The following is a 23,882-nucleotide window of genomic DNA, read 5'->3' as shown; positions in this document are numbered from 1 at the left end:
GCCGGCCTGAGGTTGCGTTGAGGTGGCGATCCGATCTCACCGGCATGACCGTGACGCAGCTCTTCGCCACCACCGCCGCCGCCGAGACCGGGGTCGCCCGTACGGCGCACCTGTTCGACGCCTCGCGGCTGTGGTCGCCGGCCGACCCGTCGGTGGAGCTGTCGGTGGTTGTGCCGTTCTACAACCCGGGTGCGGCGCTGCGGCCGACGGTTGAGCGGCTGATCGGGGCGCTGCGCACCGAGGGTGTCGCGTACGAGGTCATCGCGGTGTCGGACGGTTCGACGGACGGCTCGGAGCGTAGCCTCGACGGGCTGCCGGGGGTGCGGGTCGTGGCCGCGCCGGTCAACCAGGGCAAGGGCGCCGCTCTGCACCTCGGGTTCGCGTCGGCGCGGGGTTCCTGGATCGGCTTCGTCGACTCGGACGGCGACATCGACCCGGTGCACCTGATCGAGTACCTGCGGGTGGCCCGCGACGGTGACCTCCCCGGCGTGTACGCGGACAAGCGTCACTCGGCTTCCGACAGCGCGTCGTCGAAGTTCCGCAAGCTGGTGTCGATGTTCTACTCGACGCTCGTGACGATGCTCTTCGTGCTCGGCATGCGCGACACGCAGACCGGCTGCAAGGTGCTGCGCCGCGACGTGCTGGCGACCCTGCTGCCCCGGATGCGCGAGCGTCGCTTCGCCTTCGACCTGGAGTTCTTCGTGGCGGCGAAGGCGGCGGGCATCCGTGGCTTCGTGGCTGCCCCGGTGCGGCTGGAGGAGCGGGTCGCCGGTTCGACGGTCACCTCGAAGGCCATCCTGCGTACGGTCAAGGACACGCTGGTCATCTTTGGCCGGCTGCACCTGACCCGGCAGTACCGTCCCGCCGTCATCGAGCTGATGGCCGACCTGCAGAAGAGCCGCCCCGCCCCGCTCGCCGCCGAATGGGCCGACGCGCTCGCCGCGTGACAGCACCCGGCGCCGACCACCAGGTCGACAGTTCGCGGCGATGTTCGAGCAGGCCCGCCGTGAGCAGGACCAGCAGGGACAGCAGCGAGGCCACGATGCCGAGCCGCAGCCAGCGCCAGGGTGTGTAGCGCAGATCCAGCTCGGAGTTGCCGGCTTCGACCGCTACGGTGCCGGCGACGGTTCGCCGGGTGGGAGCGCCGCCCGCGGACCAGCCGCTCGACCATTCCTCCGGGATCACCACCCAGCCCAGGGTCCCGGCCGCGATGTGCCAGCTCGTCGAGCTCGTCCGCGTGATCCCGCCCGACGTCGTAGAGGGCACCACGCCGCCGCCGGTCCCGTCGGGCAGCACCGCCTCGTTGCCGAGCTCACCGCCCGAGGCCAGCGCGGTCGCGTCGTCGTAGTCGCCCGATCGCGCCGAGACCACCCGCCCGGTGCCGGAGGACCTGACCCGGTACAGGACCATCTCATCGGTACGCAGGACAGGTTCCAGATCCCGCTGCTGATCGAGCCACGCGTACGCCTCCGCCTCCCGCTCCCGCGACAGCGCGACGTACCGCACGCCCAGCGGGGCGACCAGCCGTCCGAAGGCACCGTGACCGCCGTCCACGACGAGCCGCTGGATGTACGCCATCCGCCGCGACGACGAGTTGGTCCGCACCATCCCCAGCTCGACGGCGTCGCTGCTGAGCACGGGCCGCTGGAAGAACGCGCCGGCCGGCGTCCCCACCGTCCGCGACCCGGTGAACCCGAACGGCTGGTACTCGTGCCACGGCAGGAACAGCACCGACTCGGTACCGGGGCCCATGATCTTGTCGGCGGCGTACCAGGACGCCGGGTAGTGGCTGACCGTGACGCTGCCACCGAGACCCCAGAACAGGGAGGGGGCGGTGCCCGCGTACCCGCCACCGAGCGCGATCAGCGCCGCCCCGCAGGCCAGTCGCACCATCGCGGGGCGGAACGTCTGGAAGCAGAGCGAGGCGAGTGCCTCGGCGGTGACGCCGACGCCCACGGCGTACGCGATCATGGTCAGAGCAACCCATTTCTGCTGCTCGCGCATGGCCGCGAAGAGCGGGAGGTGGTTGAAGGCGAAGCGGTACGCACCGGCGAGCGGTCCCTCGATCCCGGCGCCGAGCAGCAGCCCGGTCACCGCCAGCGCGGTCAGCGGCGCACCGGCGACCGGATCGCGGCGGCAAAGCCGGGCCAGCCCCGCGATCGCGCCGAGGACCATCACCGTGCCCGCGGTGAAGCCCAGAGTCAGCTGCGGGCTGCTGTCAGCGGCACCACGCCAGAAGCCCCGCAGCGAGATCAGGGTGGTGAACAGGCCCCCGGTGCCGGCGTGGGGGGCGTACACCTCGAGGTCGCCGGGGCCGACCCGGACGGTGAGAATCGCGCTCAGGACGACCACCACGGCGTACGCGTAGATGCAGCCCGCGCACGCGATCATGATCACGGTCCGGATGAGGTCCTGACGGCGGGGCCGGGGCAGCAGCGCCACCGCGAGAAAGCAGGTGCCGCCCAGCCACGCGGCGTGGGGTCCGACCGCCATCGCCAGGGCATACCAACCGGCCGGGCGTGCGGCGAACCACCGGCCACGGCGACGGGCCCGGATCGCGGAAGCGAGCAGCCAGCAGAGCAGCGCCACCGAGAGCAGGAACGCCACGTGGCCCGCCTGGATCCGCTCGACGACGAACGGGTTGCAGCACACGAACAGTGCCGCTGGATATCGTCGCCGTCGTCCGCCACCGGCCAGGGCGGAGATGCCGCCGGCGGCCAGGGGGAAGTAGCAGAGGACCAGCAGCCAGCCGGTCGCGCCGGAGCCGACCACTTCGCGCAGGGCGTGGGTCGCGAGGCGGTACGGGAGGGCGTCGAGGGCTGCCGGGTCGAGACCGTAGAGGCCGGGGGTGAGGGCCTGGTTCGGGCCCGCCACCCAGTCGAGGAGCAGCAGATAGCCGTGCCGGGTCCACGGCGCGATCACCACGATGCCCGAGATCAGGCCGATCAGCGCCGACTCCGCGGTGAGCCGGGCCGCCTTGGCGTCGATGCCCGGCAACCTCTTGTGCCGCGGCACGAACCGGGGCCTGGCTGCCCGCCGCGGCGACGACGTCGGCCGCGGCTCGGTCGTCACCTGCGGCGGCGCCGGGGCGCGTGGGCCGCTTGGATGACGGCCGCGACGAGGGCCGGCAGGGTGCCGCCCGGCGCTCCGGAGGTGTCCACCACGATCTCGGCGTGCCGGGCCGGGTGCTCGGCGAGCAGTCGCCGGTAGCGTTCCTGCTGCGCCCGCTGCTCTTCGAGGGCGCGTTCGGGCTTGCGGCGGTGGATCAGGTCGGCTGGGGCGTCCGGCAGGACCAGGACGTCCGGCGCGGGGACGAGGAGCTCGGCGACCCGGGCGGCACGCGATCCGGGCCATGGGGATTCGCGCAGGTCGTAGACCCAGCGGTCGGCGATGACGACGCGTCTGCGGGCGAGAGCGGGGGCGACCGTGCTCAGGTAGCGCCAGACGTACTCGCCGGCGTAGAACCAGGCCGCGGCCTGGCGTACCCGTGGATGATCCTGCCGTTTTTCCCCGGTGGGTGCGGTGGACGGCGCTGTCGAACCGACCCCGAGAACGCGGCGGGCCAGGGCGACGCCGGGCAGGTTACCGCGGGCCATCCCGAAATACGCCGAGCCGGTGGAAAAGCCGGAGCGGCGCAGCCGGTCGCCGAGGCTGCCGGCGACCGTGGACTTGCCCGAGCCGTCCGTGCCGACCAGGGCCACGACAACCCCGCGGGTGCGCAGGCCGAGCGGTCCGGCGGATCCAGCGGCGGGCAGGACGGCCCGGCGCTGGGCCCAGGTCGCTGCCACCACATCCGGTGCGAGGCTTCGGGCGGCCAACCGTACGCGGGCCCGCGCCGGCAAACTCAGATCGGGCTCGGCACCACCGGCGATCGCCACGAGGTCCGCGGTGACTCGGGCCCCGAGCTGCTGGGTGAGCCGGCGGGCGAGCGCCTCGCGGTGTTCGGGCAGCGCGGCCGACCAGGCGGCACGAGCCTCGGCGAGCCGGGCCGGGCCGGGGATGCGGCCGCGCAGCACCGGGCGTACCAGCAGATCGGCTGTCGCTGCGATACCGGTGAGCCGTTGCGCTGAGGGATCTGTGGTGGCTTCCGCGGCGGGAACGAGCAGGACGGGCCCGACGTAGAGGTCGCCGTACGTGATGTCGACGACCGCCAGGCCGGTCGGAGTGCCGACCGCGAGGCTGATGTGGCGCAGGCGGCGGGGATCGTGGGCCTCGGCGACGCGGGCGCAGGCGTAGCTGCGGGTGAGGGCGGCGACCGGGTCGTTCGGGGCGGGGCGGCCCGCGTACCAGATGTCCAGGTCCTTGGGTCCGTTGTCGGACGCCCACTGCTGGGGCGCGCCCGCCTCGCCCTGCCAGGCCCACCGCTCGCCGCTCTCGTCGAGCGCCTCGGTCAGGACCTGGAGCAGCTCGGCACGGCCGGTGGCGATGCCACTGGAGTCCTGCGACGCTTCCGGCGAATAGGTCATTTCCCCCGATTATGAACCTCAGGCAAGGGAGAGGGAGGCCGTTTCAGCAGGTACGCGAGGGGTGCGCCGGGCGCCGCGACGGTGGATGCCCCTGCGCGGGCGGTGGCCGAAGCCGGTGATCAGGGCCATCACGACCAGCAGACCGGCGAGGGCCCACGGGAGTGCGTCGCGGGGACCGTGCGCACTCGCGGCCGGGGGCAGACCACCCAGCAACGTACGCGAACCCGCGCCGGCCGAGCGCCCACTGACCAGCACCGACGTCCCCGCCCGCCCGGCCGCGGGACCCAGCTCGACGACCAGGTGGACCGTCCCGTTCTCGTCGGCGCGGATCTCGCGCCACGCCTCGCTGCCGATGCGGACCTTGGCGACCGACTTCTTGCGGAAGCCGATCGCGGTGACCTCCAGCTTGTTGCTGCCGTCGTGCCAGGTGGTGGTGAGGCCGGTGTTGCTCGAGTTGACGACCGTCTGGGGGGTGACCGGGCTGCGCAGCATCACGAACACCACCGCGGCGGTGGCCAGGAGGGCCAGCACGAGGACGATCCGCACGGGGCGTCGGACTGCGGTGGTGGGCGATGTCATGTACCGATCATGCGGCCTGCCGGGGGCAATGTGACCGTGGGTGACAGAACCTTGCGGCGGAATTGAACAGTTCTTGAATCCGCGGCCGATAGGCATCCTCGTGACCAGCCCTACCGGCCGCCTCGTCGGTCTGCTCGCCAAGGGAGCCGCCCCGATCGCGGTCGCCGTGGCCGTGCAGAGCGCGGGCAATCTCGCCTTCCACTCGGTGGTCGGGCGGATGCTCGACCCGGACGCGTACGGCGCGCTCGGCGCTGTGCTGGCCGCGATGCTGATGCTCGGGGTGCCGCTGGGCGCCGTGCAGACCGCCGCTTCGGCGCTGGTCGCCGAGCACGGTCCGGGCTGGGCCTCGGCCCGCAGGACGCTGCGCTCGGTCGCGCTCTGGTCGCTGCCACCGGCGCTGGTCGTGCTGGCGGGCGCACCTTTCCTGCGCGACTACTTCCATCTCGGTTCCCTGCTGGAGTCCGCGCAGCTCGCGCCGTACCTCGTGATCGCCGCCGTGACCGCCGCCGCGCGCGGGCTGCTGCTCGGCGACAAAAAGGTCGGCGCGGTCGCGATGACCTACTTCGTCGCCACCGCCGTCCGGCTGGGCCTCGGTCTCGCGCTGGTCATCCCGCTCGGAATCACCGGAGCGCTGGCAGCGACAGTGCTCGGTGAGCTCGCCGCACTGGCCATCACGCTGCGCCCGTTGCGGCAGCCCGACGCGGGTGCCGCCAGTTCGACGCTGCGGTTGAGCGCGGTCGCGCACGCGGGCTTCGCGGTGACCGGCCTGTTCCTGTTCTCCACGGTCGACCTGCTGCTCGCCCGGCATCACCTGATCGACGGGGCTTCCGGGGCGTACGTTGCGGCAGCGACCATCGCCAAGACCGTGCTCGCGCTGCCTGCCGGGATCATGGCGGCGGTCTTCCCGCGCCTACTGGCCGGCTGGCTCAAACCCGGCCGCGGCAAGGTCCTGCTCAACGGCGCGATCGCGGTCGCCGGGCCGGCCCTGCTCGGCGGGCTGGTCATGGTCGCCGTCCCCACCCTGGTGCTGCGCATCCTCTACGGCGACGGCTATCTCGACGCCACCGGCCTGGTCCGGACCCTGGCGAGCGTGGCTGCCCTGACCTCGCTGGTGACCGTACTGACCAACGCCGCGCTGGCCCGCCGCTCGTGGATCGTGGTCATCCCGTGGTTCGGCGCGGTCCTCGAGGTCGCGCTGATCGAGCTGTGGCACGGCTCCGCGACGCAGATCGCCGCGTGCTCGGCCGCCGCCCTGGCCCCGACCCTGCTGCTCATGGTCCTGCTCGAAGGGCGGGCCTGGATCCGCTCTCCCCGTCCCGCCCCCGAACCCGCCCTCGCGGCCTGACCCCCGGAGTCTCTGTGCGCATCCTGGTACTGAACTGGCGCGACCTGGCCCACCCCGCGGCCGGTGGCGCCGAGGTCTACACCGAGCAGGTGCTGCGGCGCTGGGTGGCCGCGGGCCACGAGGTGACGCTGTTCGCCGCAGCGGTCGCCGGTCGCCCCGCGGTGGAGACGGTCGACGGGTACCGCGTGATCCGCGCCGGGAGCCGGTTCACCGTCTACCGGGAGGCGCGGCGGTGGTGGGACCGGTGCGGGCGGGGCAACTTCGACGTCGTCATCGACGAGACCAACACCGTGCCGTTCATGGCGCACGAGTGGGTCGACGACGGGACGCGTACGGTCGCGCTGGTCCACCAGACCTGCGAGGAGATCTGGCACCACAACGCCCCGCCCGTGGTCGCGCACCTCGGCCGGCTCGCCCTGGAACCACGCTGGCTGCACCGGCTCGCCGCGGCCCCGGTGCTCGCCGTCTCCGAGTCGACGCGTGACGCGCTGGCCCGCTTCGGCGCGCAGGACGTGACCGTCGTGCCGGAGGGCTACGAGCCGCCGGTGCTGACCAAGCCCGTGGTCAAGGAGGAGCGGCCCACGGTCGTGTTCTGCGGGCGGATGGTCAGCTACAAGCGCCCGTGGGACGTGCTGCGCGCGGTCGCGATCGCCCGGCGTGAGCTCCCGGACCTGCAGCTCTGGATGATCGGCGGTGGCCCGTTGCTGAACAAGCTGCGCGCCGCCCGGCCCGCCGGGGTCGAGTTCTTCGGACGGGTCAGCGAGGGCGTCAAGCACGATCTGATGGCCCGCGCCCACGTGCACGTGTCCACCAGCGTGCGGGAAGGCTGGGGCCTGGTGGTGACCGAGGCCGCCGCTCTGGGTACGCCGACCATCGCGTACGACGTCCCGGGCCTGCGCGACTCCACCCTCGCCGCCGGCGGTGTCGTCGTGCCGCCGAGCCCCGACGCGCTGGCCCGCTGGCTGAGCGACCTGCTCCCCACGTGGCAGCAGCGCCCGTTCGCCCCCGTCCCGTTCGGCGGCGCCCACTCCTGGGACGACGTCGCCACCCAGCTGTTGTCCGCCGTCGACGAGCACGCCCGAGCGGCGTGAGGAGCGTTCCTATGAAGATCAGCTTTGTGGTTCCTACCCGCAACAACGCGCGTACGCTCGCCGCCTGCCTCGGCTCGCTGCGTAACCAGACGCACCCCGACGTCGAGGTGCTGGTCATCGACAACAGCTCCACCGACACCACCGTGGCGATCGGCGAGCGCTTCGCCGACCAGGTCGTGCAGTGGGGCCCGGAACGCAGCGCGCAACGCAACCACGGCACCAAGTGCAGCACCGGCGACGTCGTGGTGTTCATCGACTCGGACATGGTCCTCGAACCGCACATCGCGACCGAGATCGAGGAGCAGTTCACCGCCCACCCCGGGATCGGCGCGCTGATCATCCCGGAGCGCTCGTTCGGCGAGGGTTTTCTGGCGAGCTGCCGGCAGCTGGAGAAGAGCCTCTACGTCGGCGACGCGGCCGTGGAGTCCCCGCGCGCGTTCCGGCGCGAGCTGATCGAGGAGATCGGCGGCTGGGACGAGAACCTGACCGCCGCCGAGGACTGGGACCTGGCCGACCGCACCAAGGAGAAGACGGAACTGGGCCGGGTCGCCGCGTACATCTGGCATGACGAGGGCCGGATCCAGCTGCGGGCGACCTTCGCGAAGAAGCGCTACTACGGGCGCTGGATCGACCAATATGTGAGCATGCATGACGATTCGAACAGCAAGTTCACCCGCACAGCATTGGTACGCAAACCAGGTGCCCTCCTGCGCCACCCCGTGCTGACCGCCGGGCTGGTCACCCTCAAGGCCACCGAGGCGGCGGGACTCCTGCTCGGCATCCGCGACAGCCGGACTTCTTCTACCGGCAGTGCCACGTGAGCCAGCGCATCGTGCACCTCATCGCCGAGTACTCAGCGCATGAGGCGATGGGGCGTACGGTCTCGGAAACCGCGGCGCGCGTGCCCGGAAGCCACTATCTCGTGACCTCCCACGCTCACGACGGCGCCTCGGTCTTCGCGGGCGTCGACGAGCTCGGTGGTGCGGTGGCCAGCTTCCCGCTCGGGCGGACGGCGGCGCTGGCGGGTGTGCTCGCGCGGATCCAGCCCGACGTCGTTCACCTGCATGCCGGGGCGTTGGGTCCGTTGCAGGCGGCGATGGCGGTGCTGAAGCCGTATCGGACCGTGCTCACTGCGTACGCGTGGCCGACTGTCCCCGGTCCTGCGACCTGGCGGCGGGCCACCCTGGCCGAGATGCGCTCCTCGAACGTGCTGCAGGCGCGCGTCGCCCTGACCACCCTGCTCCCCGCCTCGCTCGCGACGGCCGCCCTGCACCGCGCGGGTGTGTCCACTGTGCTCACACCCGATCCGCGGGTGGCGTCGCGGCTGGGCGGACGGGCCGGCCTCACGGTCACCCGGCTGCCCTCCGGCGCACCCACCGACGATCGCCGCGCCCACTTCGCGGCCACGGAACCGACCGTCGTCTTCGCGGGCCGCGCGGAAACCGTGCGAGGCCTCGACACCCTGCTCGCCGCCTGGCCGTTGATCCGAGACAAGGTGCCGGACGCCCGGCTGCGGCTGCTGCTGATCCCGCGCCCCGAACTGCCGGCGATCCTGGCCCGCGCCGACTCGATGGCCGGCGTCACCGTGGTCACCGAGCCGGTGCCGGACCTGCTCGCGGAGCTGGCCGAGGCCCAGGTCGGCACGTGGCCGTTCAAGTTCGACTACACGACGTCACCGCCCGCGATGGCCGTGGCCGAGGCGATGAGCGTCGGACTGCCCGTGGTGGCCACCGACGTCGCGTGCGTCCGCGCCGTCCTCGAACCGGGCGCCAACGGCGTCGCCGTGCCACCGGCCAACCCTGCCGCGCTCGCCTACGCCATCGCTGAGCTGCTCCGGGACGAGGTGGGCTGGCGACGTTACGCGGAGGCCGGTCTGCGCTCCGTCCGGGACAATCTGGGCTGGGACCGCGCCGCCGCCGTGACCGCCGCCGCGTACTCATAGGTGGCTATGGCACCATGATCTTGTGGAGCCTCTGCAGCCGACAGACCCGACCACCATCGGCCGCTACCGCCTCACCGGGCGGCTCGGCGCCGGTGGCATGGGTAGCGTCTACCTCGGACTCTCTCCCGGCGGGCGCCCCGCCGCGGTCAAGGTGATCCACGAGAACTTCCAGAACAACGCCGAATCACTCGCCCGCTTCCGCCGCGAGGTCGAAACACTGCGCACCGTACGCAGTGCGTACACCGCCGCGCTGATCGACAGCGAGGTCGACCAGGCACCGTACTGGCTGGCCACCGAATACGTCCCCGGCCCGACCCTGCACGCCTCGGTCCTGGACAACGGCCCGTTCTCCACCGACGCCTGCTACGGCATGTTCGCCGCGCTGGCCGAAGGCCTCACCGACATCCACCAGCACGGCGTCTGCCACCGCGACCTCAAACCGCAGAACATCATCCTCGCCGCCACCGGCCCACAGCTCATCGACTTCGGCATCGCCCGAGGCACCGAACAGACCGGGTTGACGCAGGTCGGCTATGCGGTCGGCACCCCCGGCTACACCGCCCCCGAGACTCTGACCACCAACACGGTCGGCCCCGCCGCGGACGTGTTCGCCCTCGGCGTCACCATCGGCTTCGTCGCCACCGCGCGCCCCCCGTTCGGCACGGGCACATTCACCGCGATCAGCATGCGAACCATGGACGGCAAAATCGACCTCCCGGGCGTCGACCCCGGCCTCGCCGCCCTCATCCGAGCCTGCGTCGCCGCCGACCCCACCCAACGCCCCACCCCCGAAGCCATCATCGACGCCTGCCACCGCCGCGCCCCGGTTGCCCCTCCGGCACCACGTGGCGCTGTCGCCGGCCGGACCAGCGTCATGCCCGCCCAGGGCGGCGGCACGGGCTCCCGGCCAGGCCAGCCGTTCCCGGGGCGCGCCGCCGCTCCCGGCCAGGGCGTTCCCAGTCAGGGCGTTCCCGGCCAGGGCGCTTACGGTCAGGGCGCTTACGGCCAGGCTGGTTCTGGTCCTGCGTCTGGGCAGAACGCTTACGGCCAGCCTGTTTCCGGGCAGGCCTACTCCGGATCCGCTTCCGGACAATTCCGGCAAGGTCAGCCTCCGTCCGGCCAGGCTCGCCCAGGTCAGGGCCAGCCGGGGCAGGGTCAGCCGGGGCAGGGCTTCGGCCAGCCCGGTCCAAACCAGCCGGGGCAGGGCCAGGCGGGCATGGGCCAGGCGGGCATGGGCCAGGCGGGCATGGGCCAGGCGGGCCGGCCGATGTCGGGGACTGCGCGGATGCCTGCGCAGGGTGGTGGGCGGGCGGCGGCTCCGGTCAGTGGGCAGTTCGGGACGGGGAAGGCTTCTGTCCCCGCGCCCGCGCCTTCGGGCCGTTTCAACACCACGACCAACTACGACCCCGAGCCGGCCTACAGCTCAGGCGGCGGCTCGCGCGGCGGGTCGGGCGGCGGCTACCCGGGCGGCATCGACGACCGCTCCGATTCGACATCCTCGGGTGGCCGCTTCGGCCCCAAATCGGTAGCGCTGCTCAGCGGCCTGGGTGTGCTGATCCTCGTGCTGGTCGTGGTGATGCTGACCAAACTCGGCGGCGGCAACGACCCCGACCAGAACACCGCAGCAGACCTCCCCGCGGCAACATCCCCAACCCCGCGCGCCACCAAGACCACCAAAAAAGCCGCGGCCCCGACCAAAACCAAACCGACCCCGGAGAAGACCGAGGACGAGGACAAGGACGAGGACGAGCCGGACGAGGAAGAGCCGGACACCAACGTCAGCAACGGCAAGAATCTCTCGATGAACGGCAGCGGCCTCTGCGCCGAGATGCCGAAGAACGCCGCTCCGCAGGCCAAGGTCAAGGTCGCCCACTGCAACGGCAGCGACGCCCAGAACTGGACCTACACCTCCTCGAACGGCCTCCAGCAGGGCGATCTCTGCATGGACGCCGGCCAGGACAGCGCCAACGCCAACAACCGCACCCGCGTGGCCCCCTGCGACGAATCCCTTCCCCAACAGTTCAAGCAGGACACCGACGGCACCCTCTACAACCCCGAAACCGGCCTCTGCCTCACCATCGGCGACGACGACCAGGGCTCCGGCATGGGCATGATCGACTGCAACGGCAGCCCCACCTGGACCCTCCCCACCCCGAGCTGACCCCGCTCCGAAAACTGTCGACAGCCTCGATTTTCATCACCCTGGCTGCACCATTACCCCCGACACGAAGTTGCGCCGAAACCCGCAATGCCGCAACCTCCTGCGGTCTTAGGTGTCAAGCGCGGACCAATCACGTCTGACCAGGAAACATATGTTTGCCATCAGACATGATTGCCCAGACTTGACGAACTTTGCCGTAGAAAGTTGTCGCATCCCGACGCCCCGCGCAACATTTCGCCCTGGGTCCGGGGCGGTTGGTTCCAGCCGGCCTGCCAGGCCCTGATGCCTTCGAGCGTCAGTAGCACTTGGCGGAGCCGGTGTCGGTGACTGCGGAGTCTGCCTCCAGGGGGTGGAAGCTCCACTTGTAGGAGTCGGGGCTGAGGTCGAGCTCCAGGACGCCATGGTGGTCGTAGTCAACGTATTCGCTGGTGGGGCGGCCTGTGGTGGAGATGGGGTTGCCCTGTTCGTCGTGGGTGTCGTCGTTGGGGGCGGGGCGGTAGTGGGCTTGGCCGCCGGTGCCTATGACGAATTGGCGGACGCCGTGGGGGTCGGGGGTGCCGTCGGGGTTGAGGGGGGCGAAGCGTTCATAATCGGCCTCGTGGCCTGACAGGACGAGGTCGACCTTGTAGTCGAAAAGGGTTTTGTAGAGGTCGGCTGCTCGGGGGTCGGGGCCGTTGATGCCTGTTGACCAGCGGGGGTGGTGCCAGGCTGCCAGCACGCATTTTGTCTTGTTGGCCTTGAGATCCTCGACCAGCCATTCCTGTTGCGGCGATCCGGTACCGCAGCCGCCGGTGACCGCCGAGCAGTTCGAGTTGAGCACGAGTATGTGCCATTTTCCGACCTGCTGCGACCAGTAGCCTTTCTTGTCCATGATGCGGTTGCCGAAGTACGCCGTGAACGTGTTGGCGTCCTGGATTTTGTACTCCTGGTTGCCGAAGACCGGCACGGTGCGGTTGAGCAGCCTGCCGTAGGTGGGGCCGTAGACGGTCCTGTACGCGGCCGCCTTGGGCAGTTCGTACTGGAAGTCGCCGAGGCCCAGCAGGATCGTGGGGTTCAGGGCGACCGCGATGTCCGACACCGCTTTGTGCCGGCAGAGGTCGCCGAGTGCCTTGGTGTTCTTGTCCATGTCGGGGTCGGCCGGGTCGCAGTCCATGTCACCGACCGCGACCACCCGCACCGTCGCCGGTTGCGAGCTCTCGCAGCGCACCAGCAGCAGCGCCACGATCACAATGATCACCGCGAACACCGCGATCACGACCCGCTTACGCCAGAACGAAAGCCGGAACGAAAGCCACGCCGGAAGCCGGGCCGAGAGCCGGGCCGGAAGCCGAGACGAAACTCGCGCCGGAAGACGCGACGAGAGCCGCGGCGAGGGTCCCGGCGGAGGGTTCATCTGCGCCATAAGAGACCTCGCAGCCGGGATAGAGGCCGCACGGCGAACCGCGATATGAGCCGCGCGGCAAGATGAAAGAGCCGGCCGCGGCGACGGTGGAGCATCTTCCAGGTGCCGGGGTGACCGGCGGGGAGGCTGACCAGGTACATGAAGGCGAGCGACCCGGCCACACCAAGAGGAAGCAGGTAGTACGCATACCGCGCGATCTTCGCCGGCGCATACCGCATCTGGAACGTCCCGCCGCCCGCCGGGAGTTTCCAGCCGGTCATCCAGCCCTGAACGGCGACCTTCGAGGCGCCGGGGACGCCGGTCAACAGCCATCCGGGGGCGGTGTTCTCGGCCAACGCGACCAGGGTGGGCGTGGACGAGGCGACCGTACCGTTGAACTGGGTCGGATTGAGCCTCTTCCAGTCCACTGTGGTCGTGGGCTCGGGGGTGCTCTGGCGGACCATGACGACCGCGTTCGGAGTGGCGAGCGGCCGTAGGCGTACACCTCGGTATTCGACCTGGGATTGTTTGGTGCCTTCGAGGTCGCGGAGCCCGTACAGATAGAGCCTGGTCTCGACCGCGTTGGGGTCCGGAGGGATCAGCGCCTGATACGAGGTCCAGCCGTTGTAGGCGGCGACGTAGGGCAGGGTCCGGCAGAGGTCCGGGCCGCGCAGGTAGAGGCAGAATTTGGGGTTCCGGACCGCGACGCTGCGGGCTTCGAGCGACAACTCGTAGAGCGAGGCCGCGCCGACGTCGCTGGCCTGGGACCCGATGCAGGCGAGGTGGCGTACGGCTTTCAGGGTGTAGGTGGTTTCGCCGTCCGGCCCGATCTGGGACTCGGCGGCGAGCCCGGCCTGGTCGGAGGTCTCGTCGTCGTAGCGGAAGCAGTCCTCGAGCGGTTCGAACGGCGCCAGCACCGAGCCGGAGAGACCGCCGTCGACGCGGAGCTGGTGCTTGCCGGCGGTGACCTTCACGGTTGTCGACGGGATCTCGGGGGGCCAGATGGTCTTGGTGACGACCGGCTCCAGGGCGTCGATGCGCAGGTTGCGGTATTCCGCGACGGTTTTCGGCTTGAGCCGTTCGCCGACGTCGGCGTGCAGGATGACCTGGAGCTCGTCGGCGAGGCCGTCCATGGTGACGACCCGCTCGTACCAGGTCCATTCGTCGTCGAGGACCGGGCGGGAGGCGAGCTCGCAGCCGGCCGCCCCGGCCTGCCAGAGACAGATCTGCGGGCGGGCGCCGGTGACATGCCGGTATTGCAGACGGATCCGGAAGACCTTGCCGGACGTGGCTTTGTTGATGACGACGCGGGTGCAGGCGGCGTGGTCGAGCGCGCTGAGGCGTACGGTGCTGCCGGTGATCTTCTGGGTCAGGCCGAGCATGGCCCAGGGGCGCGGCTCGTAGTTGTTGCAGTCGAAGACGTCGGAGTAGCCGGTGACGTCGGCGGGCTTCTTGGCGGCGGCGAAGAGGGTCAGTTTCGTCGCCGAGCCCACCTGGATGGCCGGGGTGGAGAGGCCGGCGGGCGCGTCGAGGGAGACGGTGCGCGTACCGCTGCGGATCGCGAGGATGTCCCGGCCGGCGGGCATCGGGACGACCAGGTCGGGACGGCTGGAGACGGCCTTGCCGTCGACCTTCACCACCGTGGGGTCGCGCAGGATGAGGCGGTTGCGAGCGGTGTCGACGTGAGGGTCGAGCACGGCCCCGGCCCGGGCACGCTGGCCGACCGTGTACGTGCCGGCGGCCATCTCGACGGTGGCGGTGGGTGAGCCCTTGTCGACCGCGGGCACCGGCCAGTGCACGATGTCCGGCGTCACCACAGCGGTCCGGTCCACCTGAGGGCTGGTCGCCGCGACCGACGTGTCCACCCGGGCGGCCATCGCGGTCCGGGTGTCGGTCGTCCCGATCGCCGCCGCGGTGGCAGCGGCCCTTGCCGGGGCATCCAGGACCCGGTCATAGGTACGCACGGTCTGGCTGATCCCGCCGTTGAACTCCCACAGGTCCAGCGTTCCGTCGATGTCGAGCTTCGAGCCCGGCACCTTGGCCATGGCGTCGGAGAGGATCCGGTCGTCGGCGAAGTAACGGTTCGGCAGCCCGCGCAGCAGGTCGTGACGGATGATGACGCGGCTGACCCCGATCGCGTCGAGCAGTTTCGGCACGGGCTGCAGGTCGCCCGCCAGCAGCGCGGTCTCGACGGCGTGCACGTCGGCGCTGAACCCGGCCGAGTCACCGAAGTAGCCGTCCGGCTTGGGCTGCACGACCGGGTGCTCGATGAGCAGGTTCGCGATGCTGTCGACGCCGAAGAAACCCCAGGTCGTGGGCATCTGGTAGTAATCGTCGAGGGGCAGCACGAGGACCTTGCCGGGGCGGTCGTCGGCGTCGATGTGAGCCGCCATGTCCCACCATTCCTGCGCGACGCGGACGTGGGTGGAGGGCTGCGTCGGCCGCTCGTCCGGCATCACCCCACCCGTGTAGAGCGGATACGGGTACGCGAGGACGAGCAGCAGCGGCACCGCCGTCCCCGCGTACCCGATGCGCTGCATCCAGCCCGGCACCCGCGTCAGCGGCCACGTCCGCAGCCGCTGGGCCATGCCCTCGACCCCGATCGCGAGCATCACCCCGAAGAACGAGATGAGCAGCTGCCCGAGTTTGCTCATCGGCTCGCGGAACAACCAGAAACCCGGCGCGTGGATGTAGAGCCACAGGTTGATCTTGTTGACCGGCGGTCGCAGCCCCTTCGCCAGGAAGACGAAGATCAGGATCAACAGGATCAACCCGAACGCGACCCGGCGCAACCGGCGTGGGGCCAGGATCGGGGCCAGGAACACCAGCGCGGGCAGCAGATAGCGGATCCAGATCCACCACGGGCGGTCCAGGTCCGAGGCGAACGGCAGGTACTGCGGGCGGAACCACGCCCAGTTGGCGACCATCGTGAGGATGTTCGGTGGCAGATTGTTGACCTGCGACCAGGACCAGTTCGTCGGGTCGGTGAACGTGGCGTTCGCGGCGGCGCCACCACCGCCGGTGAAGCTCTGCGCGAGCGGGACCAGCCAGTAGGCGTTCAGCAGCAGCGCCCAGGGCGACGCGAGGGCGAACCATTTCAACAACCGCCAGGCGGACTGCCGGCCCATGACGAGTGCGGCCAGGAGCGGGGTTCCGCCGACCGCCCACGCGTACGCGACCACGAGCATCGGTGGATTGAACGAGAGGAACGAGGTCGGCATCAACGCGAAGCCGGCGATCGGGGTGGGGATCCGGCGGCCCTGCGCCACCCGCATCGCGATCGCGGTGATGAACGCGACCGAGCCCACCGAGATGACGTTCAGCGGATTCGGCAACCGGGTCAGGAAGAACCCGTTGAGCAGCCCGAACGCCCCGGCCGCGACGATCGCGAACTCGTTTTTCACAAAGGCCCCGGCGAGGTACGCGACCCCGAAGCCGACCAGCCCGTAGATGCAGATGTAGAACAGCCACTGCGCGGAGTACTCGGTCAGCCCCACCGTCCGGCAGCACCAGATGAGGATGAACTCGAACGCCCGGACCATCGTGTAACCGGCCGACCCGGCACCGGTGGTCTGATGGTTCCACGCCCAGTTCACCTCGGGCGCCCACCCCCGCCGGATGAACGCACCCATGTCCCCGGCCGCGATGAACGTGCCCGTCCGGAACCACCGGCTCACGATCAGCGCATTGATCGCCAGCACGATCAGGTACGGCCGCGCGGCCACCAGCGTCGGCCGCGGAAAGGACGCGTCGAAGAGGAGGCGTCGCAGCAACCGCACCACGACCCCCTCCCGACCCGGCGGGAGCCGTCATTAGACCCCTTTGTCCTGATCGACCAGGGCGGCGCCATCCTGAGGCAGGACGGCGCCACGGTGATCGTCAGCCCACCCGCACGCCTACCGGGATGGAGTACTCACTGCCCGCGATGCTCGTGCTCTGGACCGCCACGACCTGATACGTCGCGGTCCCCGTGGGCGTCGCCGAGTCGGTCCAGCCCTCGGTGGCCGCGCCGGCAACGAGGCCGATCCGGTCCATCAGGTGGATCTCGCCGGCTGCGGCGCTGTCGATGGCCGAGATGACCCGGGCGTACGCCGCTCCCGCCGGCGCCTGCGCGGTGAACGAGCTGGTCGTCCAGCGGTCCGTGGCGTCGACGGTGGCGGTGTTGGCGGTGAAGAGGCGCGACGAGATCGCCGTGCCGGACGCGTCGAGCCACACCACGCCGGTGCGGGCCTTACGACCGGTCGCCTGGGCGCCGGCGCGGTAGGAGGCGACCGCCGCGTACGTCTGGCCCGACGTCACCGGGGTCATCGGGCCGTTCGCACCGATCTGACCGGCCGCACCCGCCGTGATCGCCAGCGACGAGGCGCCGACGCCGGGTGCTGCCGTGCCGGTCGTCCGGGAGACCGTCGACTTGGCGACGGCCGTCCAGCCACCGAGGCCTGTTTCGAGCGTGGCGGCTTCCTCGGACATCAGGTTGCCGGGGATCGTGGCACTGCCCACCGGCAGATCAGCGACCAGGACACCGGCGCGGTAGACGCGGTAGCCGACAACCGGGACCCCGCTCAGCGCGGTCGACTCACGCCAGGTCAGCGCGGCACCTCCGGGCGTCCGCACACCCGTCTCCACGACCGGGGACTCCGGGGTGCCCCGCCCGTACCGGTACGGGCCGACAACCACGCTGTCGGAGCGGTTCGCGGGATAGGTGCCCGTGGGGTCGGTGAGAACCGTGCCGGCCGGAACGGTCTTGGCCGTACGCGAGCCGATCTGGATGCCGTACCAGGCACCGGAGACGCCCGGAGCGCCGGCGGCACCCGTGACCACGTTGCCGTAGACGGCGTCGCCCTTGCCGATCGAGAGTCCGACACCGACCGTCTCGAACGTGCCGCAACCCGTGCTGTAGCTGCTGGAGCCATCCGTGCCCGCGTTGCTGACCGTGTTCCCTGCGATCGTGTCGGCCACGCTCTTGGCCGCCTCGTAGCAGCCGTAGACCAGCACACCGGACTCCGCGGGACTGTCGATCACGTTGTCGGAGATGACGTTGCCGCCGCCCGACCAGAGCGTGTGGTTGGTGGTGTCCGAGGCGTCCACCGCGCCGTCGACGCGGCCGGTGGTGCCGTCGGCGTCGAGGTAGTCGGTGTAGGTCACGGTGATGCCCGCGCCGTAGGAGCCGGTGATGCGGTTGCCGCGTACGACGATCCGGGCCGGGTTGGTGACGTTCTTGTTGTTGCCGGTGGGCGTGTAACCGGCGTTGCTCTTGAGCACGATGTGGCCACCGTTGAAGACGTTGTCCGTGATCGTGGAGTCGGTCACCGCCTCGAGGTAGAGCGAGCCGTTGTCGTCCCGGTCGTAGCGGGTGAGCATCGCCGGGTCGGTGTAGACGACGTTGCGCGTGAACGTGAGCCCCCGCGCGTTCGTGAAGTCGAGGCTGTTGCCGCGCTCGGTGGCGTCGAACTGATTGCCGGTCACCACCGTGTCGCTCGCGAAGCCACCTCCACCGATGTTGTCCTCGGCACCCGAGCCCGAACCGCCCAGGTTGTCGAACCGGTTGTCCAGGGTCCGTACGCCGGTGGTGCTGTTCACCCACAGCTTGAAGTACTCGAGGTTGGTGAAGCGGACGTGCTCGACGGTCCACCGGTCACCGGTCTTGATGCCGCCGCCCGCGCTGTCGCCCGCGCCGTGGTCACAGGTCACCGAGGGAGGCACCGCGTCGCTGGTGAGGCCCGCGCCGACCTTGCAGTTTCCGTTCACCGCGAGATCGGAGACGAGGTTGGTGCTGTTCGCGACGGTGGTGTCGTCCGGGCGTACGAGGAAGGAGTAGTTGAAGTTGGCGTGGCTTCCCGCGGCGATCGTCAGCGTGGTCGCGGTCATCCCGCTGCCCCGCAGGTTGACGTTCGGGGGCAGGCGCAGCGGCCTGGTCAGCGAGTAGACACCGGCAGGCAGGAAGACGGTCGACGGCTGGGCCGAGGTCGCCCTACCCGCCGCCGACACGATCGACGCCATCAGGGCGGACCAGTCGTCCAGCCCGTTCCCACGAGGCACCGCGGCCACGACACATGACGGGTCGGCCGCGCAGTCCGCGGCGGTCAGCGTCGGGTCGCCGAAGGCCGGGGCGAGCGAGTAACCGGCGGCCGCGGGGGTTGCGGCCTGGCCGGCGGAGGTGAAGACCACCTGGGTGGCAAGGGTGGAAAGCAGTGCCATACCTAGAACGGCGGAGCGGGGGGACTTCGGCAAATGCTTCTCCTATGACGGGCCCTGGACGCGGGCGCGGTGGGTGCCGGACCGGATGAAGCGGTCGGCGGCTTTGCGGAGGCGGTCGGTGTGGCGTTCGGTGCACCAGGCGAAGGCCCAGCCGAGGGCGATCAGTACGGCGGTGAGCGCGAGCAGGCTCAGCCAGTGCGCCGGTGTCGGGGCCCAGCGGTTCGTGACGGCCGGGGTGAGGAGGGCGGCGGTCATCGCGGCGATCGGGAGGTGGATCGCGTAGAGGGAGTACGACGATTCGGCGTACGCGGAGACCGCGGTGAGCACACGCCCCGGCAGCCCGGACCAGGCGACGTCGCGGACGAGGACGATCAGCAGCAGCGTGGTCGTGCCGGCGAGCAACAGCACGTTGCGTCCGCTGTAGCTCGCATGGGTGGCGGCCATCGCGCCCGCGACCAGGACGACGGCGACGGCGCGGGCCGTGGCCAGGTGTGCGGCGCTGCGGGCGTCGAGGAAGGCGCCGATCCGCGTACGGAACATGGCCACCGCCGCCCCCATCAGCCACACCGGCAGGTACATGAGCACCTTCGGTCCCACCAGGACGCAGATGGCGACGGCGAGGGCGCCGTTGAACACGCGCGGGCCGAGTCCGTGGCCCTTCCACGCATACAGAGCGAGCGGGAAGATCGCGTAGAACGCGGCCTCGTACGCAAGCGACCACAGTGAGGCATTTGTCCCGTACGTCGGAAGCGCGATGGTCTGCAGGAAAGCCAGGTTGCCCAGCGCGGTGCCGGCGTCGAGGCGTCCGGCCAGGTCACCCGCCGGCACCGTGTGGTGGTAGGCGATGTCGCCCAGGTAGATGGACGTGTGCGGCAGCAGCGCGAGGCCGAGGTGGTCCAGCAGCGCGGTGAGAACGATCGCCGGGACCAGCACGATCCAGAGCCGGCTCAGCCGCGCGGTGACATAGGTCGACCAGCGGAAACGGTCCTGGCGGAAGCCGGAGAGCACGCTGCCGCCGACCCAGTAGCCGCTCAGCACGAAGAAGACGACCACTGCGGCGGGTCCGAGCCCGGTCACCGTGTAGAGGATCTCGTTGAGCGGACCGTCGGCCTCCGGCACGAACAGCAACGTCCGCAGGTGGTAGATGACCACAAGGACCGCAGCGACCGTACGCAGGGCGTTCAGCGACCGGTGCGGGCCACGCCGCGGGGGTGCCGCGACGCCGTCAGGGGTGCGAACGGCGTGGGTCATCGAGCAGTTCCTCCGGGAGGATCGGCGGGCTGATGGCGGAGGCCGATGAGGCCGAACGGCAGCGCGAAACCGCTCAGCGCGAGGCCGATCAGGACCGCGTAGTAGACGAAGTCGGTGTGCCCGAGCGCATGCGCGGGCCCGCAGATGGCGAACGTCGCCGCCGCCAGGCCCAGGGGCAGCCGCCAGATCCGGTCGGCCAGCGCCGTCAGCGCGAGCCGGCGGCGATGACGGTGCCGGGTCTGCATGACTCACCCATCGGCGGGGACGGCCACGGCTTGAGGTTTACCGAATGCAACCAACTCGCTACCTGAAGCTGCCTCAGTCGCTGACCGGGACGCCCGAGTCTCATGGCACGGACCTTCCCCCGAAGGACCTGCTCCCCGAGAGGTCAGCGCATGGGATTTGCGGCACGCACGCTGGTCGAGGCGTTGCCCGGGCCGGCGGCGATCGTGGACACGGATGGCCGTGTCCTGGTCGCCAACGGCAGATGGGCGCCACCGTTGTCCCCCGAGGGCACCGTGCTGGCCACGGCACCGGGAAGCTGCCCGGCCCACGAGGAGCTGTTGTCCGCGGTCCGGACGATGACCCGCGTGGACCCGGCCACCGAGCTGCCCTGCAAGTGCGACGGGGGCACGCTGCGGGTCGCGTACCTGGAGAGTGACTGCGGTTCTCCACGTCGGCTCGTGAGCGTGGAGCAGTCACGCTCGGAGGGCGACGGAGCGGCCGAGGCCAAGTCGCAGTTCCTGGCCCTGCTCGGGCACGAGATCCGGACCCCGGTCACCACCGTCGTCGCCACGATGGATCTGCTGCGTGCCCAGCACCTGCAGCAGGACGTCCGCGAGGTCGTCGACAACGTGCACCGCTCGGTCCACGCGCTGAAGACGCTCACCGACGACCTGCTCGACCTGGCCCGGCTCGAGACCGGCAGCCTGGAGGTCGAGCGCGGGCCGGTGCCGCTGCGCCCGCTGCTCGAAGGCATCATCGAACCGCTCCAGCAGGAGGCCCGCAGCAAGCGGATCCTGCTGCTCGCCACGCCCGCGCCGGACCTCCCCGCGGCGGTGATCGGCGACGTGGACCGGCTCCGCCAGGTGCTGACCTGCGTGGTCGGCAACGCCGTCAAGTTCACCGACTCCGGCGAGGTCGTGGTCACCGCCGCGCGTGACGGCTCGGACGCGTACCTGATCACGGTCGCCGATACCGGCCCCGGTATCGGCGAACCGGACCGCAAGCGGATCTTCGCGCCGTTCGTGCAGGCCGACTCGTCGGCGAACCGCCGGCACGAGGGCGCCGGGCTCGGGCTCGCGCTCGCCGCCCGGCTGGTCGCCTGCATGGGCGGCACCATCGACGTGCTCTCCCAGCCGGGTGAGGGCTCCCAGTTCCGGATCCGACTGCCCTACGAGCCGGTGCAGGAGCAGCCCGGCCGGCCGGCGCCGACACCGCTGGCCCGGCGCAGGGTGGCGGTCGTCGCCCCTTCGCCCCGGTCCGAGCAGGCGATGCTCTGGATGCTGATCGGTGCGGGTGCCGAACCCACGCCGGCCCGTTTCGCCGAGGTCACCGCGGGCGTGTCCGGAGTGGACACCGTGATCTGGTGCGACGACGCGCACGACCCTGAAGCGGTGGACCGGGCCGAGCTGGTCTCCAGGGCGCTCGGCCCGAACGGGCGCGCGCTGATGATCAGCACCACCGACCCGCGCACCGGCCTGGTCCGTAAACCCGGTGTGCTCACCGCGCCCCTGGTGCTGGCCCGGCTGGTCGCGACGCTCAACCAGGAACGCACCGGCGTACGCGGCGCACCCGTCACCGTCCCGAAGCTCGACGGCGGCCGGGTGCTGCTCGCCGAGGACAACGACGTCAACCGGACCGTGTTCAAGCGGATGATCCAGCTGCTCGGTGTCGAGTGCGACACCGCGGCCGACGGCGCCGAGGCCGCGGAGAAGGTGCTGGGCGGGACGGCGTACGACGTGGTCCTGATGGATCTTCAGATGCCGCGGATGGACGGGCTGGAAGCCACCCGGCAGATCCGCGGTGCCGGCTCGCTGACGCCGATCCTGGCGCTCACCGCGACGGCGCTGCAGGGCGACAAGGAACGCTGTCTCGCCGCCGGGATGGACGGCCACCTCAGCAAGCCGATCACGCTGCCCGATCTGCGGGCGGCGCTGGAGCCCTACCTCACGAAACCCGAGGAAGAAGCCCAGGCGGACCCGGTCGACCTCAGCAAGCTGCACGAACTCGAGCAGCAGCTCGAGGACCGGGCACTGGTCGAGATCACCGTGAACACCTTCCTCGCACAGCTCGACGGGCGGCGCACGGCGCTGGCCGACGCGCTGCGCAACCGGGACCACGACGCGTTGCGCGCCACCGCGCACACGCTCAAATCGTCCAGCGCGCTGCTGGGGGCGGACCCGCTCGCCGAGGCGTGCGCACTGATCGAACGGAACGCGATCGCCGGTACCAGCGAGGAAGAGCTGGCCGGTCTGGTCGAGAGCGTGGAGAACGCGGTGGCCGGAACGGTCCGCGTGATGGCCGGCTACCTCGCCGGGGACGAAGGAGCACAGCGTGCCGCACAACTTTGAGACGCCGGCCGCCGCCACGGACGTGCACGCCGAACTGGCACGCGAGCGGCAGCGCAACGCCGAGCTCGAGCGCACCGTGCGCGAGCTCAGCCGCTCCGTCGCCGACCTCGAGGCCTTCTCCCGGGAGATCAGCCACGACCTGAAGGCGCCCCTCGCGGGCATCTGCGGGTACGCCCAGCTGCTCACCCATCTCGACGTCGGTTACCCGCGCCCGGACGACTACGACGACTTCGTGGCGGAGATCAACCGGGGCACCGACCGGATGACGCGGCTGATCGACGACGTGCTCGCATACTCCACCGTACGCGGGGCCGGCCTGCACCTGACGGCGATCGACCTGACCGCGCTGGTGGACGACGTGATCGCCGATCGCGCCATGGAGCTGCCCCGCCCGGGCGTCGGTCCGCGACCGGTACCGGACATCACCCGCGAACCGCTGCCCCCGGTCCAGGGCGACCACGGCATGCTGCGGCGGCTGATGGAGAACCTGATCGGCAACGCGGTGAAGTACGTGCGGCCCGGGGAGCCGGCGCGCGTACACATCGTGGCCGAGGTGGGCGAGGACGCCATGGTGCGGGTCGAGGTGACCGACCACGGTGTCGGGATCCCGGACGGGCAGCACGAGGCGATCTTCGGGGAGCTGCACCGGGCGCATCCGGACGCGTACCCGGGGACCGGTCTGGGCCTGACCATCTGCCGGCGGATCGTGGAACGGCTCGGCGGCACCATCGGCGCCGACCCGGGTTTCCGCGGCGGCGCCCGGATCTGGTTCACCCTCCCGGTCGCCGTCGTCAGCGACCAGCTACCGGCACTCAAGAGCTCCGCGCACTCCTGATCTTTCCCAGAACACGGCTTGAGACCGGCTTGAGACAGCGGGCCGATCTACCAGTCGAAT

16 protein-coding genes are annotated in these 23,882 nt (G+C 70.7%); 8 read left to right on the top strand and 8 right to left on the bottom strand.

Annotation, left to right across the window (positions count from 1 at the left end; genetic code table 11):
- The first annotated feature begins 44 nt into the window (after window positions 1-44).
- Complete coding sequence (locus tag Aco04nite_RS02590; protein ID WP_212995573.1) at window positions 45-947, top strand: glycosyltransferase family 2 protein; 903 nt, start codon at window positions 45-47, stop codon at window positions 945-947.
- On the opposite strand, the gene Aco04nite_RS02585 is transcribed toward Aco04nite_RS02590, so the two are convergent.
- From Aco04nite_RS02585 to Aco04nite_RS02575, 3 genes are read right to left on the bottom strand one after another with little or no spacing between them, the layout of a single operon-like run.
- Window positions 868-3,015 carry a DUF3367 domain-containing protein gene (locus tag Aco04nite_RS02585; RefSeq protein ID WP_244875698.1) on the bottom strand — a complete coding sequence of 716 codons (2,148 nt, stop codon included), beginning with the start codon at window positions 3,013-3,015 and terminating at the stop codon, window positions 868-870. The two genes, Aco04nite_RS02590 and Aco04nite_RS02585, sit on opposite strands and share 80 nt — an antisense overlap.
- A gap of 53 nt (window positions 3,016-3,068) precedes the next feature.
- On the bottom strand, window positions 3,069-4,466 hold the full coding sequence (locus tag Aco04nite_RS02580) for a thymidylate kinase (RefSeq protein ID WP_212995572.1): 1,398 nt from the start codon (window positions 4,464-4,466) through the stop codon (window positions 3,069-3,071).
- 18 nt (window positions 4,467-4,484) lie between these two features.
- Window positions 4,485-5,045, bottom strand: a complete 561-nt coding sequence (locus Aco04nite_RS02575) for a hypothetical protein (protein ID WP_212995571.1) — start codon at window positions 5,043-5,045, stop codon at window positions 4,485-4,487.
- A 100-nt stretch (window positions 5,046-5,145) separates the two neighbouring features.
- Here Aco04nite_RS02575 and Aco04nite_RS02570 point away from each other — a divergent pair, with 100 nt between their 5' ends.
- From Aco04nite_RS02570 to Aco04nite_RS02550, 5 genes are read left to right on the top strand one after another with little or no spacing between them, the layout of a single operon-like run.
- Complete coding sequence (locus Aco04nite_RS02570) at window positions 5,146-6,390, top strand: MATE family efflux transporter (protein ID WP_212995570.1); 1,245 nt, start codon at window positions 5,146-5,148, stop codon at window positions 6,388-6,390.
- Between the two features lie 14 nt (window positions 6,391-6,404).
- Window positions 6,405-7,481, top strand: a complete 1,077-nt coding sequence (locus Aco04nite_RS02565) for a glycosyltransferase family 4 protein (protein ID WP_212995569.1) — start codon at window positions 6,405-6,407, stop codon at window positions 7,479-7,481.
- An 11-nt stretch (window positions 7,482-7,492) separates the two neighbouring features.
- Window positions 7,493-8,302, top strand: coding sequence for a glycosyltransferase family 2 protein (locus tag Aco04nite_RS02560; RefSeq protein ID WP_212995568.1), 810 nt, complete (start codon window positions 7,493-7,495; stop codon window positions 8,300-8,302).
- Window positions 8,299-9,423 carry a glycosyltransferase family 4 protein gene (locus tag Aco04nite_RS02555; protein ID WP_244875697.1) on the top strand — a complete coding sequence of 375 codons (1,125 nt, stop codon included), beginning with the start codon at window positions 8,299-8,301 and terminating at the stop codon, window positions 9,421-9,423. Before Aco04nite_RS02560 ends, Aco04nite_RS02555 begins: the two co-directional genes overlap by 4 nt.
- A 22-nt stretch (window positions 9,424-9,445) precedes the next feature.
- On the top strand, window positions 9,446-11,584 hold the full coding sequence (locus Aco04nite_RS02550) for a serine/threonine-protein kinase (protein WP_212995567.1): 2,139 nt from the start codon (window positions 9,446-9,448) through the stop codon (window positions 11,582-11,584).
- 295 nt (window positions 11,585-11,879) lie between these two features.
- Here Aco04nite_RS02550 and Aco04nite_RS02545 read toward each other — a convergent pair whose 3' ends face one another.
- The 5 genes from Aco04nite_RS02545 to Aco04nite_RS02525 form a co-directional block, all read right to left on the bottom strand.
- Complete coding sequence (locus Aco04nite_RS02545) at window positions 11,880-12,821, bottom strand: metallophosphoesterase (RefSeq protein WP_244875696.1); 942 nt, start codon at window positions 12,819-12,821, stop codon at window positions 11,880-11,882.
- A gap of 152 nt (window positions 12,822-12,973) precedes the next feature.
- Window positions 12,974-16,747: a putative glycosyltransferase family protein gene (locus Aco04nite_RS02540; protein WP_244875695.1), complete on the bottom strand. Its 3,774-nt coding sequence runs from the start codon at window positions 16,745-16,747 to the stop codon at window positions 12,974-12,976.
- 97 nt (window positions 16,748-16,844) lie between these two features.
- A complete protein-coding gene (locus Aco04nite_RS02535) occupies window positions 16,845-19,163 on the bottom strand; it encodes a glycosyl hydrolase family 28-related protein (protein ID WP_212995565.1) in 2,319 nt (772 codons plus the stop codon).
- A gap of 42 nt (window positions 19,164-19,205) precedes the next feature.
- Window positions 19,206-20,414: an acyltransferase family protein gene (locus Aco04nite_RS02530; RefSeq protein WP_212995564.1), complete on the bottom strand. Its 1,209-nt coding sequence runs from the start codon at window positions 20,412-20,414 to the stop codon at window positions 19,206-19,208.
- Entirely contained in the window at window positions 20,411-20,659 is a 249-nt protein-coding gene (locus tag Aco04nite_RS02525; RefSeq protein ID WP_212995563.1) for a hypothetical protein, read from the bottom strand. The genes Aco04nite_RS02530 and Aco04nite_RS02525 overlap by 4 nt, the downstream gene beginning before the upstream one ends.
- A 150-nt stretch (window positions 20,660-20,809) precedes the next feature.
- On the opposite strand from Aco04nite_RS02525, the gene Aco04nite_RS02520 reads away from it, so the two are divergent.
- Together Aco04nite_RS02520 and Aco04nite_RS02515 are read left to right on the top strand one after the other, a co-directional pair.
- Window positions 20,810-22,987: an ATP-binding protein gene (locus Aco04nite_RS02520; RefSeq protein ID WP_212995562.1), complete on the top strand. Its 2,178-nt coding sequence runs from the start codon at window positions 20,810-20,812 to the stop codon at window positions 22,985-22,987.
- Window positions 22,971-23,822, top strand: a complete 852-nt coding sequence (locus Aco04nite_RS02515; RefSeq protein WP_212995561.1) for a sensor histidine kinase — start codon at window positions 22,971-22,973, stop codon at window positions 23,820-23,822. Before Aco04nite_RS02520 ends, Aco04nite_RS02515 begins: the two co-directional genes overlap by 17 nt.
- The last annotated feature ends 60 nt before the right edge of the window (window positions 23,823-23,882 follow it).

The organism is Winogradskya consettensis, from assembly GCF_018332715.1.
Taxonomy (GTDB): Bacteria; Actinomycetota; Actinomycetes; order Mycobacteriales; family Micromonosporaceae; genus Actinoplanes; species Actinoplanes consettensis.
This window is presented reverse-complemented; position numbering and strand designations above follow the sequence as displayed.

What these genes read in the sequence shown, in the direction of transcription:
- Aco04nite_RS02590 (WP_212995573.1), top strand. Translation starts at nt 45, where the DNA reads ATGACCGTGACGCAGCTCTTCGCCACCACCGCCGCCGCCGAGACCGGG.
- Aco04nite_RS02580 (WP_212995572.1), bottom strand. Translation starts at nt 4,466, where the DNA reads ATGACCTATTCGCCGGAAGCGTCGCAGGACTCCAGTGGCATCGCCACC.
- Aco04nite_RS02575 (WP_212995571.1), bottom strand. Translation starts at nt 5,045, where the DNA reads ATGACATCGCCCACCACCGCAGTCCGACGCCCCGTGCGGATCGTCCTC.
- Aco04nite_RS02560 (WP_212995568.1), top strand. Translation starts at nt 7,493, where the DNA reads ATGAAGATCAGCTTTGTGGTTCCTACCCGCAACAACGCGCGTACGCTC.
- Aco04nite_RS02535 (WP_212995565.1), bottom strand. Translation starts at nt 19,163, where the DNA reads ATGGCACTGCTTTCCACCCTTGCCACCCAGGTGGTCTTCACCTCCGCC.
- Aco04nite_RS02530 (WP_212995564.1), bottom strand. Translation starts at nt 20,414, where the DNA reads ATGACCCACGCCGTTCGCACCCCTGACGGCGTCGCGGCACCCCCGCGG.
- Aco04nite_RS02525 (WP_212995563.1), bottom strand. Translation starts at nt 20,659, where the DNA reads ATGCAGACCCGGCACCGTCATCGCCGCCGGCTCGCGCTGACGGCGCTG.
- Aco04nite_RS02520 (WP_212995562.1), top strand. Translation starts at nt 20,810, where the DNA reads ATGGGATTTGCGGCACGCACGCTGGTCGAGGCGTTGCCCGGGCCGGCG.